A 14740-nucleotide genomic window follows, 5' to 3' on the forward strand; every position below is an offset into this window, starting at 1 on the left:
GACATGGTCGATCCCGCCGCCCGGCGCCTCGTGGTGGTCGGCGTGCTGCGACTGCACCTGAGCCGCGTCCTCGGCCCCGCCGGGCTACCCCGGGACCTGGACGACGACGCCCTGCTGCGCGCGGCGGCATCGCTCGCGACCGACGTGGACACGCGCGCCGGGCTGCACCGCGTGCGCTTCGATCCGCCCTACCCCGGCGCCGGCACGATCGAGGAGGTCCGCCACGGCCGGCGGCTCGTCCTGCGGACCGCAGCGTGGGACGAGGACGGCAGCACGCTCGGCGTCGTGCTGACCGTCCTCATCCCGGGGCGGGAGCCGCAGGTGCAGATCAGTCCGGAGATCAGCCCAGCGTGAACGGGTCGCGCGTGCCGCCGGAGAGCTCGACCCAGACCGACTTGGTCTCCAGGTACGGCTCCAGCCCGGCGTGGCCGTTCTCGCGCCCGAGGCCCGACATCTTGTAGCCACCGAACGGCACGCTCGGCGCGACCGCCCGGTAGGCGTTGATCCAGACCGTGCCCGCGCGGATCTTGCCGGCCACCCGGTGCGCCCGGTGCACGTCCTTGGTCCACACCGCGCCGGCGAGGCCGTACGGCGTGTCGTTGGCGAGCTTGATCGCCTCCTCCTCGTCGGTGAACGTCACCGCCGAGAGGACCGGCCCGAAGACCTCCTCGCGGAAGACCGTGTCGCTCGGCTTGACCGTCAGCACCGTGGGCTTCACGAAGTAGCCGCCGAGCGCCTCCTCGGCCGACCCGCCGTACTGGATCGTCGCGCCCTCGTTCCGCGCCGTCTCCAGGTAGCCCAGCACCTTCTCGTACTGCGGCTTGTTCGCGACCGGCCCCATCTCGGTCTCCTCCCCGAAGGGATCGCCCAGCTTGATCTGCTCGGCGCGCTCGGCGACGAGCCGCACGAGCTCGTCGTGGACGTCGGCGTGCACGACGAGGCGCGAGCCGGCCATGCAGGTCTGCCCGGTCGCGGCGAAGACGCCCGCGACGAGGCCGTTCGCGGCGGCCTGCAGATCGGCGTCGGGGAACACGACCTGGGGCGACTTGCCGCCCAGCTCGAGGGTGACCGGGTTGAGGTTGTCCATCGCGGCGTGCCCGACCTTGATGCCGGTGGCGGTCGAGCCGGTGAAGGCGACCTTGTCCACGCCGGGGTGGGCGGCGAGGTGGCCGCCGACCTCTCCGCGCAGGGTGGTGACGACGTTGACGACGCCGGCCGGGATGCCCGCCTGCTCGATGAGCTCGGCGAACCCGAGGGTGGATCCCGGGGCGTGCTCGCTGGGCTTGACGACCACGGTGCACCCGGCGGCCAGCGCCGGCGCGACCTTCCAGCTCATCAGCAGCAGCGGCGAGTTCCACGGCGTGATGCAGGCGACCACGCCGACCGGCTCGCGCTTGGTGTAGACCAGGTAGTTCGGGTTCGGCGACGGGGGCTGCGCGCCCTCGATGGCCGTCGCGAGGCCCGCGTAGTAGTGGTACCAGCCGCCCAGCGCGTTGAGCTGACCCAGCATCTCGCGGTAGAGCTTCCCGGAGTCGTTCACCTCGAGGCGGGCGAGCCGCTCGGCGTTCGCGGTGATGAGGTCGCCCAGCCTGCGCAGGCAGGCCGCGCGGGCGAACGCCGTCATCGAGCCCCACTCGCCGTCGAAGGCGGAGCGGGCGGCCGCGATCGCGGCGTCGATGTCGTCGGTGTCCCCGTCGGGGATGACCGCCCAGCTCTCGCCGGTGTAGGGGTTCTGCGACTCGAAGGTCTTCCCGGAGATCGCGTCGACGGGCTTGCCGCCGATCAGCATCCGCAGGGTTTCCAGCTCGCTCACGGGGGCCTCCGGGTCGGCGGTGACGGTCCCCGGGACTCTGCCAGCACCCACCGACGGTGTCGCCCGAAGCACGACGCGGGCCCGGCGACCCACCCTCCGATCGGACGGGTCGCCGGCCCCGCGGGACCGCGCGCGCTCAGACCTCGGTGACCGCCGCGCCGTCGGCGGCCTTCTGCACGGACTCGCAGCCCTTCTTGGCCGCGGCCTTCGTCTCGTAGGCCTCGCCGCTCGCCACGATCTGCCCGTTGCTCGCCTTGAGCCGGAACCGGAACTTGCCCGACTTGTCCTCGTAGACCTCGAACTTGCCCGCCATGACGGCCTCCCCGTACCAGGCTTGTGTGTGAACCTGCTGGTCAGCGGCGCAGGCTAGCGTCCCCGGGGCGTCAGCGCGAGAGCCCGACACGCGGCGCGTCGGCCGGGGTCGGGGCACGGGAGCCGCGTCAGGCGGCGCGTGCGGGCCCCGCCGCGATTTCACACGGATGTGACGCCCGGTGACCGCAAGCGCATACGTGATGGTTAGCGTTGCTGCCGATCACGACCGGGGAGGTACCCATGGCACGCCCGACGGCCACGTCGTCGTCCAACGCCGACGAGTACGACGCGTCGCTCGCCCACGAGGAGGAGGGGTACGAGAAGGCCCTCAAGCCCCGCCAGGTCCAGATGATCGCGATCGGCGGGGCGATCGGGACGGGGCTCTTCCTCGGCGCGGGTGGTCGGCTGGCCAGCGCCGGGCCCGGCCTCTTCCTCGTGTACGCCTTCTGCGGGGTGTTCGTCTTCCTCATCCTGCGGGCGCTGGGCGAGCTGGTCCTGCACCGACCGTCCTCGGGCTCGTTCGTCTCCTACGCCCGGGAGTTCTACGGCGAGAAGGCCGCCTATGCCGCCGGGTGGCTGTACTTCCTGAACTGGGCGATGACCTCGATCGTCGACACCACCGCGATCGCCACGTACATGCACTACTGGACGGCCTTCGAGTCGATCCCGCAGTGGACGATCGCGCTGATCGCCCTCCTCGTCGTCCTGACGATGAACCTGATCTCGGTGAAGCTCTTCGGCGAGATCGAGTTCTGGGCCGCCCTCATCAAGGTCGCCGCCCTGGTCCTGTTCATCATCGTCGGGGCCGTGTTCCTGGTCGGCCGCTTCGAGGTCGACGGGCGACCGACCGGGTTCGGCATGGTCGCCGACACGGGCGGCTTCCTGCCCACCGGCGCCCTGCCGCTCGTGATCGTGGTGAGCGGCGTCGTGTTCGCCTACGCCGCGGTGGAGCTCGTCGGCACGGCAGCAGGTGAGACCGAGAACCCCGAGAAGGTCATGCCGCGGGCCATCAACTCGGTCATCGCCCGCATCGCGATCTTCTACGTGGGCTCGCTGGTGCTGCTCGCGCTGCTGCTGCCCTACACCGACTACTCGAAGAGCGAGAGCCCGTTCGTCACGTTCTTCTCGCACATCGGCGTCGGCGGCTCGGGCTCGATCATGAACCTCGTCGTCCTGACCGCCGCGCTGTCCAGCCTCAACGCGGGCCTGTACTCGACCGGCCGCATCCTGCGCTCGATGGCGATGAACGGCAGCGCACCGCGGTTCACCGCCCGCATGAACGGCAACGGTGTCCCCTGGGGCGGCATCGTGCTCACCGCCTGCATCACGCTGCTCGGCGTCGTCCTCAACGCCTTCGAGCCCGGCGAGGCGTTCGAGATCGTCCTCAACATGGCCTCGCTCGGCATCATCGCCTCCTGGGCGACGATCGTGCTCTGCCAGCTCCGGCTGTACTCCTGGTGGAAGCAGGGGCGCGTGAACCGACCGTCGTTCCGGCTCCCCGGCGCGCCGGTCACCGGCTGGTTGACCCTGGCGTTCCTCCTGGCGGTGCTGGTGCTGACCGCGTTCGACTACCCGATCGGCACGTACACGGTGGCCACCCTGGTGATCATCGTCCCGGCACTGATCGGCGGCTGGTACTACTTCCGGGAACGCATCCGGGTCGCGGCCCTGGAGCGCAACGCGATCACCGGGAACTACCCGGTGGTCGCCGAGCGGCCGCCCCGCGAGGACGACGTCTAGAGGGCGGTCCGTACCGCGTACAGCTCGGGGAAGAACGTCAGCTCCAGGGCCCGGCGGAGGAAGCCCGCCCCGCTCGACCCGCCGGTCCCGGTGCGGAACCCGATGGTGCGCTCGACCGTCTTGAGGTGGCGGAACCGCCAGAACTGCACGTTCTCCTCGAGGTCGACGAGCTCCTCGCAGGTCTCGTAGAGGTCCCAGTGGCGGTCCGGATCGGCGTAGATGCCGCGGAACACCTCCACCAGGCCCGCGTTCTCGACGTGCGCCCTCGTCACGTCCCGTTCCAGCAGTTCCGCCGGCACCGGGTGGCCGCGCCGGGCGAGCAGGCGCAGGAACTCGTCGTAGAGACTGGGCCGCTCGAGTGCCTCGGTGAGCACCCGCAGCGCGGTCGGGTCGTCGGCGAAGAGCTCGAGCATCGCGGCGTTCTTGTTGCCGAGCACGAACTCCACGGCGCGGTACTGGTAGCTCTGGAACCCCGAGGACGTGCCGAGGAACCCGCGGAACTCCCCGTACTCGCTCGGGGTCAGGGTGGCGAGCACCGACCACTGCTCGATGAGCTGGCGCTGCACGTGCTTCACGCGCGCCAGCCGCTTGAGCGCGAGCGGCAGGTCGTCGCGGGCGAGGTCGTCGCACGCGGTCGCGAGCTCGTGCAGCGCGAGCTTCAGCCAGAGCTCCGAGGTCTGGTGCTGGATGACGAACAGCATCTCGTCGTGGTGGTCGCTGCGCGGGTGCTGCGCGGCGAGCAGCTCGTCGAGGTGCAGGTAGCGCCCGTACGAGAGGTTCTCGGTGAAGTCCCGGACGATCCCCTGTTCGAGGTCCCGCGTGTTCTCGGTCGTCATCGCTCGATCTCCTCGCCGCACCGGGGACAGGTTCCCGACGCCGGGTCCTCCGGATCGGGCATGGCCCCGCACGCGGGGCACAGGAGGTGGGCCCAGCAGACGGGGTCGCCACCCTGCTCGTCGGACATGGCTCCCAGGGTGCACCAGGACCCGGCGTCGGGAAGGCTCGCCCGCGTGCGCCTGGAGACCCTGCTCCCGCTCGGCAAGGTGGATCCCGGACTGCGGGCCCCGGAGACGCCGCTGGACCTGCACGCGGTCGCGGAGACCGCCCGGTTCCTGGAGGAGATCGGGTACGGCGGGATCGCCGTGGAGGAGACGAAGGACGACCCGTTCGTCGTCCTCGCCCTCGCGGCCGCGGCCACGCAGCGGCTGCGGACCACGACCGCCGTCGCGATCGCCTTCCCGCGCAGCCCGACGGTGACGGCCCTGCAGGCCTGGACCCAGCAGAAGCTCTCCGGCGGGCGGTTCACCCTCGGCCTGGGCACCCAGGTGCGCGGGCACATCCGGCGGCGCTACGGCATGGAGTGGCACCCGCCGGCACCCTGGATGCGGGAGTACGTGCAGGCCGTGCGCGCCGTGTGGCGGACCTGGCAGCACGGGACGCCGCTGGCGTTCCACGGTGAGCACTACCGGCTCGACCTCATGGTCCCGCTGTTCGACGCCGGCCCGATCGAGCACCCGGACGTCCCGATCCACCTCGCCGCGGTGAACCCCCGCCTGTGCGCCGTGGCCGGGGAGGTCGCCGACGGGATGCGCCCGCACCCGGTGTGCACCCCGAGCTACATCGACGAGGTGATGCTGCCCGCGGTCCGTCGTGGGGCGGCCCGGTCCGGGCGGTCCCTCGACGGGTTCCGCGTGTGCATGAAGCCGCTGGTGGCCTCCGCGCGCACCGACGAGGAGCTCGCACGCAAGGTCGAGGACGCCCGGGCCCGGATCGCGTTCTACGCCTCGACGCCGGGCTACCGCGCCGCCTTCGACCACCTCGGGCTCTCCGACCTCGCCGACGCGGCGAAGGAGCTCTCCAAGGCGCAGCGGTGGGAGGACCTGCCGGCGATGATCGACGACGAGACCCTGGAGCGGTTCGTGGTGATCGGGCGGCACGACGAGATCGGTCGGCGCCTGCTCGACCGGTACGCGTCGGTGGTGACCGACGTCGAGTTCTCGATCGCGGTGCGGGACGACACCGACCGGGACACGCTGCGCACCCTCGCGACGGTGGTGCAGGGTGCCGACGACGCGGCGGCGCGCGCCGCGATCACGGGAGACGGAGCGCAGCGCCCGACCGCTGCCGACGGGAAGGGATCTGCCGATGTCTGACGAGGTCCGGGTCGAGCACGAGGACGGCATCACCGTCATCACCCTCGACCGCCCGAAGGCGCTGAACGCGATCAACTCCTCGGTCGCGACGGCGCTCGGGCGGGCGCTGCGGGCCGCGGACGACGACGAGGCGGTGCGGGTGATCGTCGTGACCGGCACCGGCCGCGCCTTCAGCGCCGGAGCCGACCTCAAGGCGGTGGCCCAGGGCGACACGCTCTCCGACGCCGACCACCCGGAGTGGGGCTTCGGCGGGTTCGCCCGGCAGGCCGTGGCCACGCCGATGATCGCCGCCGTCAACGGCCTGGCCTTCGGGGGCGGCTGCGAGCTCATGCTCGCCTGCGACCTCGCCGTCGTCGACGAGAGCGCCCAGCTCGGGCTGCCCGAGGTCACTCGCGGGCTCGTCGCGGCCGCGGGCGGGCTGATCCGGCTGCCGCAGCGCATTCCACGGGCGGTCGCACTCGAGATCGCGATGACCGGCGCGCCGATCACGGCTGCCCGGGCCTACGAGCTCGGGCTCGCGAACCGGGTCGCGCCGGCCGGGACCGCGCTCGAGGCCGCCCGGGCGATGGCGGCGACGATCGCCGCGAACGCGCCCGTCGCCGTCCGCGAGTCCAAGGGCCTCATGATCGCCGCCGCCCACCAGGACGAGCTCGGCGACGACGCCTGGGCCGCCAACGCCGAGGTCCGAAAGCGGATCTTCGCGAGCGAGGACGCGAAGGAGGGGCCGCGGGCGTTCGCCGAGAAGCGTGCCCCACGGTGGACCGGCCGCTGAGTAGTCTCCCGCTCCCCGCGGCGCGGCCGGGCCGCGAGGGTCGGCGTCGTGACCGAGTTGCTGCGGGTGAACGTGATGGTGCTCGTCGTCCTCGGGGGCTTCGTGTGCCTGGCCGCCCTCCCGGCCTTCGCCATGGCCAACGCCGATCCGGCCAGCGGGCCCATGCTCCGGAACGGGCTGCTCCAGGTGCCGGCCTACCTCGCCTGGTGGGGATGGCTCTACCTCGGCGTCCGGGAGGCCTACCGGGCCCTCGCGCTGACGGGCGGCGAGGCGCTGCTGGCCGGCGCGCTCGGGTGGGGCATCTGGGTCGGCGGCGCGGCCGCGACCATGACGGTGTTCGCGGGCCTGGTCCGCATCGACCTGCGCATCGCCCGACGGCGGGAGCGGTGATGGTGGTCGTCGGCGTCGCGGTGATCGTCGGACGGGGCTAGCGTCGCCCTCCGTGCCGCCGGACCTGCCGTCCTTCGCCGCGTCGCGGGCGCTCGCCGAGACCCTGCTGGCCGACCCGCTCCCCGAGCGGTGGCGCCACACGCAGGCCACGGCCCGGGAGGCGATCCGGCTCGCGGAGCTGCCCGGGGTGGACCGCGAGCCGCTGATCCACGCCGCGGTCCTGCTCGACCTCGGCCGCTCCCCCGTCGCCGTCCGCACCCGCTTCCCGCCCCTGGACGCTGCCCGATTCCTCCGCGTCCGTGGCTACCCGTCGCGGGTGCTCGGGCTGGTCGCGCACCAGCTGGCCGCCGACGTCGAGGCGGAGCAGGTCGGCGTGGACCTCAGCGCGTTCGAGCCGGAGGACTCCGCCACCGTGGACACGCTCTGGTGGTGCGCCCTCGTCGCGGACACTGCCGCCGCCCCCATCGACGCCTCCGACGGCCGCACCGACACCGGTGGCCGGCGCCGGGGCGCGACCCGGGGCGCGGTCGCCCGCACCCGCGCACGGATCGAGGCCGCCGGGCTGCCCGTCGTGGCGTGATCAGGCCACGGGGGCACGACGGGGACGTCGAGCCGGTCGCGCCGACCGCCCCGGACCGCGTCCAGTGACGCCAGGTTCCCGTCGTGCGGGCTCCCCGGCTCGGGCGCGCTGAGCCGGTCGAGCTCGTCGAACTGCGCCGGGGTCACCGTGAGGGTCAGCGCGGCCAGGTAGTCGTCGAGGTGCGCGAGGGAGCGCGGGCCCACGACCGGGAACGCCGGCGTGACGAGACGCCGGCAACGTTCGAGGAGCCACGCCGTCGCCACCTGCGCCGGGGTGGCGTCGAGGTCACCGGCGAGCCGGATCACGGCGTCCAGCACCGCGGTCGTCCGGGCCGAGGACTCGGCGTGCACCAGCATCCCGAGTTCCGAGGCCCGTCCGAAGGCATCGTGGCGGTACGTGCCCGTGAGCAGCCCGCCGCCGAGCGGGGACCACATCGCCACGCCCAGGCCCAGCGCCTCGGCCATGGGGACCAGTTCCCGATCGGCACCGCGCTCGACGAGGCTGTACTCGGTCTGGATCCCGGCGACCGGCGCCCGCCCCCGGACGTCCGCCAGCAACGAGGCTCGGGCCACCCGCCACGCCGGGAAGTTCGAGAAGCCGATGTGCAGGACCTTGCCCGCGTCGACCAGACCCGACGGACCGCGCAGCACCTCGTCGATCGGGGTCAGCCCGTCCGGGCGGTGGACCCAGAGCACGTCGAGGCGGTCCGTGCCGAGGCGCCGCAGGCCGCCCTCCACGGCTGAGCGCATGCTCGCGAGCCCGTTGCCCTTCGCTGACGACGGTCGGGCGGGGTCGGGGCCGAAGCCGAACTTCGAGGCGAGCACCACGTCGTCCCGCACCGACCTCACGAAGTCCCCGACCAGCTCCTCGGACTGCCCGCCCTGATAGACGTTCGCGGTGTCGATGACCGTGCCGCCGGCCTCGACGAACCGGTCGAGGATCCGCCGGGCCTCGTCGGGCTCGGTGCCGTGTCCCCACCGGGTCCCGAGGTTGCCGGTGCCGAGCGCGATCCGGGAGATCTGCAGTCCGGTCCTGCGGCCGAAGGTCGTGTAGCGCACGGGGAACTCCCAGGTCGAGCGAGGTGACGGTGTGCGGCCGAGCGTCGACCCGGGGACTTGGCGCGCACGTGGCGCCCGCTGGTCGGCAGTGGGTTCGCCGGCGCGGCGTGATCTACCCGCCCTCCGGACGACATCGCCCCGTCACGACGGCGGCGGAAGCTCCTCGCCCATGACCGCCGCACCCGAGCCCGTCGAGCTCGTCGTCACCGACACCACCACCGCGGAGTGGCAGGACTTCCCGGTGCCCGCGATCGACGCCGTGCTCGAGCACGTCCCGCTCGTCGACGACCCCGAGACCGGCATGATGATGGTCAAGATGGTCTACCGGGCCGGCTTCACGAACCCGTGGCACACGCACCCCTGCGGACACGGCATCTACGTGCTCTCCGGGACGCTGCGGACACATCAGGGCACCTACGGCCCGGGCAGCTTCGTGTGGTTCCCGGAGGGTGGGTCGATGGAGCACGGCGCCACCGACGACGAGGACTGCACCTTCCTGTTCGTCACGAACAAGCCCTTCGACATCCACCATCTCCACCCGACGGCCTGACGAGCTGCCAGGGTCGGTTGTGTCTGAGGGTGCGGGTGGGGTCGAGCCAGGCCGGTGGTCGGAACCAGGGCAGGTGATCGACCATGATCACGTCCCAGCCGCTGTGGTGGACCAGGTCGTGGTGATACCGGCACAGACACACCAGGTTGTCCGGCTCGGTCTCGCCGTCGTGGGCCCAATGCTGGATGTGGTGGATTTGGGCGGTGCGGGCGCGGCGGCGGCAGCCGGGGAACGCGCAGTGCCGATCCCGGACGGTGACGGCGCGGCCGGTGGCGGTGGGGATGGCCCGGGTTTTGCGGCCGACGTCGAGGACCTCACCCTTCGAGCCGAGGACGATCGGGATGACGTCGGCGTCGCACGCCAACCGGCGCGCGGTCTCGGGGCGGATCCAGGTGGAGTCCCCGAGTAGTGCGAGCGCGGTGCTGGTGTCGGTGAGTTGTTGGCGCAGCGTCTCGTAGTTCAGGGTGACGGTGAGGGTGACCCGTTCCCGCCCGGGCAGGGTCATCGCCGCCGGATCCGGTGGAGTCCACGGCCGGTGCGGCGGAGGCTGGTCGCCGGGATCCTCGGGTGGGTCCGGGTCGGGTGCCCCGGCACCGAAGGGCGGCCGCTCGTAGTCGGTGGCCTCGGGGTCGGTGGCCTCGGGGTCGGTGGCCTCGGGGTCGGTGGCCTCGCGGTCGGTGGCCTCGCGGTCGGTGGCCTCGCGGTCGGTGGCCTCGCGGTCGGTGGCCTCGCGGTCGGTGGCCTCGCGGTCGGTGGCCTCGCGGTCGGTGGCCCGATGCGTGGTGCTGTTGCCGGGGAGGGGTTCGTCGACGTCGGTGTCGCCGCGGCTGGTGTCGGGGTCGTCGAGGTCCGGGAGCGGCATGGAGGCGGTGGGGCTGCCCGGGGCCTGCTCGTCGTCGGTGTGATCCAACCCCGCCCGGTGCGACGCCGAGATCAGGTCGAGCATCCCGCAGGCTTCCCGGGCGGGTTTGGTGTCACGGGCCTCGTCCCGCACTACCTGACCGGGCTCGAGGTCGGGGTCGGCCACCGCCGCCGAGGCCGGGGGCGGGGTGGCGGCGCGGATCGCGTCGTCGAACAACGCCGCCGCGGCCGGGTCGCGCAGCACCAGCTTCGCGTGCAGATTCCCGTTGCGCCGCGTCGCGTAGTGCAACTCGTTCCCCGCCGGATCGTCGTCCTTCGGGGCGGCCCCGTCCGGGTCGAGCCGATCCGCGATCACCTGGGCCGCCGCATACAACCGCTTCGGGGAATGCGTCGCGGCCAGCGCGGCGAGCTGCTCCTCGGCCACGGTGAGTACGGCGTCGTCCAACCCGGAAACCTTTCGCAGCCGGGTCATGACCTTGTCGATGACCTCGACATGATCGGAATCGACCACCCCGTCCTCCACCGCGGCTGAGGTCGCGGGCAGCGAAGCAGGCGTCGTCGCGCCGGTGGGAGTGACCGTGTCGTGCAACGCCTCCGCGTGCCGATCCAGCCGCACCACCGCGACCCGGTCGAGGCGCACGTGGTCCTCGAGCAGCGGCGCGAACTTGCGGTACCCGGACTCGGCCAGCACGTTCCCCGCGCGGACCGCGGTGAACGCCCGGTACACCCGCGCCCCGGCCAGCCGTTGGGCTCGGACGGCGTCGGACAACTCCGCGAGCTCGGCCAGCGACTGCGCCGACAGGCCCTCCTCGGGCGGCGCCTCGTCCGACACTCCCGGGACCGCCCAACCCGGTTCGGGTGCAACCAGCTCCTCGGGCTCGTCGTCCCACGGGCACTGCTCGCCGACCGGGACGACGCGGTCGAGGTACTCGAGCCAGGCGAGTTCGTCGCCATCGAGCGGCTCGAACGCGGGCTCGTCAGGGTCCTCGTCCCACGACGGTGGCGCAGGCAGCGGTAACCCCATGTCGGGGTCCCACCCTGCCTCGATCGCCATACAACTCATCATCGAACACATGTTCGAGAAGATCAAGCGGCAGATGGAGCAACTTCCGGACCGGGCCCTGCGCCAGACACGCCACTCGACGGCCTATGCGCCTCACTGTCGGGACGAGGAGTCCGCCCTGACCGGCCGGATGCGGCCACCGGGTGACCGCTCCACCCGCCATGCTGCGTCCCGTGACCACCACCTCCGCGCGGACGTTGACGCTCCTGTCACTCCTCGGCACCGGTCGCACCTACTCCGGGCGGGAGCTGCGGGAGCGACTCGAGGTGTCGGAGCGGACCCTGCGCCGGGACGTCGACACCCTCCGCGCGCTGGGCTACGCCGTCGAACCGGTGAAGGGCGTGCACGGCGGTTACCGGCTCGGACCCGGAGGGGCGATCGCGCCGATCGTGTTCGACGAGGACCAGGCCGTGGCCACGGTCGTCGCGCTGCAGATCGCCACCGCGACGCTCGTGGGCATCGAGGAGTCGGCCCGCCGGGCCCGGGACACCGTCTCGCGGGCCCTCCCCCGTCGTCTGCAGCACACTGCCGACGCCTTCACCGTCACGGTCGTACCGAACCAGTGGGAGTTCCCGGCCGAGCCGATCGACGCCGACCTCGTCGAGCAGGTCGGGCGGGCCGTCCGGCAGCACCGGACGCTCCGGCTGGAGCACGGCGAGGAGCAGTTGCGCGTCGAACCCCACCACCTCGTGGTCTGGGCCGCCCGCTGGTACCTGGTCGCCCACGGCGAGGACGGGTGGCGTGTCCTCCGGCTCGACCGCGTCCGGCTGCACGCCCCGACCAACGCCCGCTTCGAGCCCCGGGCCCTCCCCGAGGACCCGGTGGACCTCGTCCGCCGCACCCCCGACCGCGGCGACCATCCCGCACCCTGGCCCTGCCTCGGGTCCGCCGATCTCGCGCTCCCGGCGCCGACGGTCTCCGAGTTCGCGCCCGGCGGCGCCGTCGTCGAGGCCGTCTCCCCCACCACCTGCCGGCTCACGATGGGGGCCTGGTCGTGGATCGGGCTCGCCGGGCTCTACCTCACCTTCGGTGCCCGCCTCTCGCGTGTCGAGCCCACACCGCTGCGGGACGCGTTCGCCGAGGCGCGCACGCTCACTCCATGACGGCGGGTCCCGACGACGGGTTCGGCGCGGGTCCCGAGCGCAGGCGGAACGCGAGCAGCACGCCCAGCGCGGTGAGCACGGCCGTCACCATCATGATGTCGTCGATCGCCGTCACGAAGGCGTGCGCCTCCACCTGCGAGTAGCTCATGTACTGCTGGAGCATCGGGGTGTGCGCCGACATGTGCATCGCCGCACCGGTGTCGCTGCCCTCCTGGGCCTGGGCAGAGGACAGCAGCGCCGTGAGCGCCGCGAGGCCCATCGCCGAGGTCGTGCGCTGGGTGACGTTGTTGAACGCACTGGCGCCGGAGACCCGGTCGGGCGGCACGGCGGAGATGCCACCGGTCATGATCGGCATCATCGCGAGACCCATCCCGACCGCCCGGAACACGAGGATCCACCGCAGCTCCGACCACGACGTGTCGATCGACAGGTCGCGGAGCATCCACGTCCCGAGCGCGAGGATCGTCAACCCGATCACGGCCGGCCATCGCGGCCCGATCTTGTCGTAGAGGCGGCCCGCCACGGGCATGAGGATGCCCATCACCACGGCCTGCGGCAGGAGCAGCAGGCCGGTGTCGAACGCGCCCAGCCCCTGGCTCTGCTGCAGGAACAGCGGGATGAAGAACAGCACCCCGAACAGGCCCACCGACAGCACCGCGATCAGCAGCAGCGAGTTGGTGAAGGCCCAGTACGAGAAGACGCGGACGTCGAGCAACGGCTGGTCGACCTCGAGCTCGATCACCACGAAGAGGGCGAGCGAGAGCAGCCCCACCGTCAGCAGGATCAGCACCGGGTACGACGTCCAGCCCCACGACTGCCCCTCGGAGAGCGCCAGCAGCAGGGAGAACAGGCCCACGGCGATCGTCAGGAACCCGAGGACGTCGAAGCGCTTGCCGCGCACGCCCTTGCCCATGGGCAGCCACACCACGGCCGCGATCGCACCCACGATGCCGATCGGGACGTTGATGAAGAAGATCAACCGCCAGTCGACGTACTCGACGAGATAGCCGCCGAGGGTCGGCCCGACGGCGGGCGCGAAGACGATCCCGAGTCCGTAGAGACCCATCGCCGCGCCGATCCGCTCCCGCGGGACGATCTGATAGACCATCGAGAGGGCGACGACCGGGATGATCCCGCCCGGGATCGCCTGCAGGATGCGGAACGCGATCATCGAGTTGATGTCCCAGGCGAGCCCGCAGAGCGCCGACCCGAGACCGAACCCGACCAGCGAGAACACGTAGGCGCGGCCGAGCCCGAGCCGCTCCCCCAGCCACGCGCTGACCGGGACGATCACGCCGAGCGCCAGCGAGTAGGCCGTGGACACCCACTGGATGTCGTCGGTGGTGACGCCGAAGTCCTTCTGCATCGCCGGGATGGCGACGTTGACGATGCTGACGTCGAGCACCGACATGAACATGCCGGTGACGAGCACCAGCAGCGCCAGCAGCCAGGGGGTCCCACTGCCCGTTCCCGACGACGGGTCCTGCCGCGGCGGGGCGGGCGCCGACGGGCGCGTCGCGCTAGGCGCCGGGGCGGTGTCGACGGCAGTGTCGACGGCGGGGGCGTCCGCGGTCGTCGTCATGCGCGAAGTGTGCCACCAACGCCGCCCCACGGACGAGGAAACTGCAGGTCAGGGCCCTGATACACCCGGTTCGTCCGCTTTGTCGGCCCGCAGGCCCGCGACGACGAGGTCGAGGAGACGCTCCGCCTGCCCGCCCTCGGGGACCCGCCACACCGAGCTCATGAGCATGAGGACGTCGTCGGGGTCGAGGCCCGGACGGATGCTCCCGTCGGCCTCGCCGGCCGCGAGGAGCTCGGCGATCGCGGCGATCACCGGGCCGTGGGACTCCGCGGCCGCCGCCGCGTGGTGGGCCGCGGTCAGCGCGTCGCCGAGGCCGCGCTTGAGACGAGGGCGTCGGCACGATCGTCTGGAGCCCGCTCGCCCGCGGCCGCCTCGCCCGGCCCTGGGACGACGCCCGGGCCACCGCCCGCGCCGAGACCGACGGCGACTACGCCGACCTGCTCTACCCGCCGTCGACCGAGGCCGCGGACCGTGCGGTCGTCGACGCCGTCGGCACCATCGCCCGCGCCCACGGCGTGTCCCGCGCCCGGATCGCGCTCGCCTGGCTGCACCGGCAGCCCGTGGTCGCCGCACCGCTGGTCGGCGCGGGCAGCATCGCTCAGATCGACGACGCCGTCGCCTCGCTCGACGTCGAGCTCACCGACGACGAGGTCCGCGCGCTCGAGGCGCCGTACACACCCCGAGGTACGACGTCCAGGGCATCTCCGACGAACGGGAGCTGGCCGCGATCCGGGCCCGCGTCCCGGGCATGGCCCTGACCTGA

Annotated in this window: 15 protein-coding genes; 8 read left to right on the forward strand and 7 right to left on the reverse strand. The window is 72.5% G+C overall.

Annotated elements, in window-relative coordinates:
- Positions 1–3: 3 nt before the first annotated feature.
- Entirely contained in the window at positions 4–354 is a 351-nt protein-coding gene (locus QSK00_RS10965; RefSeq protein ID WP_285590422.1) for a hypothetical protein, read from the forward strand.
- On the opposite strand, the gene QSK00_RS10970 is transcribed toward QSK00_RS10965, so the two are convergent.
- The gene (locus QSK00_RS10970) at positions 341–1813 is read right to left on the reverse strand and encodes an aldehyde dehydrogenase (protein ID WP_285590423.1); all 1473 of its coding nucleotides are present in this window, start codon (positions 1811–1813) and stop codon (positions 341–343) included. The genes QSK00_RS10965 and QSK00_RS10970 overlap by 14 nt on opposite strands.
- 136 nt (positions 1814–1949) lie before the next feature.
- Positions 1950–2126 carry a YegP family protein gene (locus tag QSK00_RS10975; RefSeq protein WP_285590425.1) on the reverse strand — a complete coding sequence of 59 codons (177 nt, stop codon included), beginning with the start codon at positions 2124–2126 and terminating at the stop codon, positions 1950–1952.
- A gap of 239 nt (positions 2127–2365) precedes the next feature.
- Here QSK00_RS10975 and QSK00_RS10980 point away from each other — a divergent pair, with 239 nt between their 5' ends.
- A complete protein-coding gene (locus QSK00_RS10980; RefSeq protein ID WP_285590426.1) occupies positions 2366–3865 on the forward strand; it encodes an amino acid permease in 1500 nt (499 codons plus the stop codon).
- Here the strand turns inward: QSK00_RS10980 and kynA are convergent.
- The gene (gene kynA, locus QSK00_RS10985; protein ID WP_285590428.1) at positions 3862–4701 is read right to left on the reverse strand and encodes a tryptophan 2,3-dioxygenase; all 840 of its coding nucleotides are present in this window, start codon (positions 4699–4701) and stop codon (positions 3862–3864) included. The genes QSK00_RS10980 and kynA overlap by 4 nt on opposite strands.
- Positions 4702–4827: 126 nt before the next feature.
- Between kynA and QSK00_RS10990 the strand changes: the two genes are divergently transcribed.
- From QSK00_RS10990 to QSK00_RS11000, 3 genes are read left to right on the forward strand one after another with little or no spacing between them, the layout of a single operon-like run.
- On the forward strand, positions 4828–6018 hold the full coding sequence (locus QSK00_RS10990; RefSeq protein ID WP_285590430.1) for a TIGR03617 family F420-dependent LLM class oxidoreductase: 1191 nt from the start codon (positions 4828–4830) through the stop codon (positions 6016–6018).
- Positions 6011–6790, forward strand: a complete 780-nt coding sequence (locus QSK00_RS10995; RefSeq protein ID WP_285590433.1) for a crotonase/enoyl-CoA hydratase family protein — start codon at positions 6011–6013, stop codon at positions 6788–6790. Before QSK00_RS10990 ends, QSK00_RS10995 begins: the two co-directional genes overlap by 8 nt.
- Positions 6791–6838: 48 nt before the next feature.
- Positions 6839–7180, forward strand: coding sequence for a hypothetical protein (locus tag QSK00_RS11000; protein WP_285590435.1), 342 nt, complete (start codon positions 6839–6841; stop codon positions 7178–7180).
- Between the two features lie 303 nt (positions 7181–7483).
- Here the strand turns inward: QSK00_RS11000 and QSK00_RS11005 are convergent, their stop codons facing one another.
- Positions 7484–8818, reverse strand: a complete 1335-nt coding sequence (locus tag QSK00_RS11005; protein ID WP_285590436.1) for an aldo/keto reductase — start codon at positions 8816–8818, stop codon at positions 7484–7486.
- Positions 8819–8987: 169 nt separating this feature from the next.
- Between QSK00_RS11005 and QSK00_RS11010 the strand changes: the two genes are divergently transcribed.
- Positions 8988–9368: a cupin domain-containing protein gene (locus QSK00_RS11010; RefSeq protein WP_285590437.1), complete on the forward strand. Its 381-nt coding sequence runs from the start codon at positions 8988–8990 to the stop codon at positions 9366–9368.
- Here QSK00_RS11010 and QSK00_RS11015 read toward each other — a convergent pair.
- Entirely contained in the window at positions 9322–11283 is a 1962-nt protein-coding gene (locus QSK00_RS11015; protein WP_285590439.1) for an HNH endonuclease signature motif containing protein, read from the reverse strand. The genes QSK00_RS11010 and QSK00_RS11015 overlap by 47 nt on opposite strands.
- 182 nt (positions 11284–11465) lie before the next feature.
- Between QSK00_RS11015 and QSK00_RS11020 the strand changes: the two genes are divergently transcribed.
- Positions 11466–12395: a helix-turn-helix transcriptional regulator gene (locus tag QSK00_RS11020; protein WP_285590441.1), complete on the forward strand. Its 930-nt coding sequence runs from the start codon at positions 11466–11468 to the stop codon at positions 12393–12395.
- On the opposite strand, the gene QSK00_RS11025 is transcribed toward QSK00_RS11020, so the two are convergent.
- Positions 12385–13977, reverse strand: a complete 1593-nt coding sequence (locus tag QSK00_RS11025; RefSeq protein WP_285590443.1) for a DHA2 family efflux MFS transporter permease subunit — start codon at positions 13975–13977, stop codon at positions 12385–12387. The genes QSK00_RS11020 and QSK00_RS11025 overlap by 11 nt on opposite strands.
- A 48-nt stretch (positions 13978–14025) precedes the next feature.
- Positions 14026–14277 (reverse strand): SbtR family transcriptional regulator, encoded by a 252-nt coding sequence (locus QSK00_RS11030; protein ID WP_285590645.1) that lies wholly within the window; start codon positions 14275–14277, stop codon positions 14026–14028.
- A gap of 41 nt (positions 14278–14318) precedes the next feature.
- Here QSK00_RS11030 and QSK00_RS11035 point away from each other — a divergent pair, with 41 nt between their 5' ends.
- Positions 14319–14735: an aldo/keto reductase gene (locus QSK00_RS11035; protein WP_285590647.1), complete on the forward strand. Its 417-nt coding sequence runs from the start codon at positions 14319–14321 to the stop codon at positions 14733–14735.
- Positions 14736–14740 lie beyond the last annotated feature (5 nt).

Source organism: Actinomycetospora sp. NBRC 106378, assembly GCF_030269685.1.
In the GTDB taxonomy this organism is placed as follows: Bacteria; Actinomycetota; Actinomycetes; order Mycobacteriales; family Pseudonocardiaceae; genus Actinomycetospora.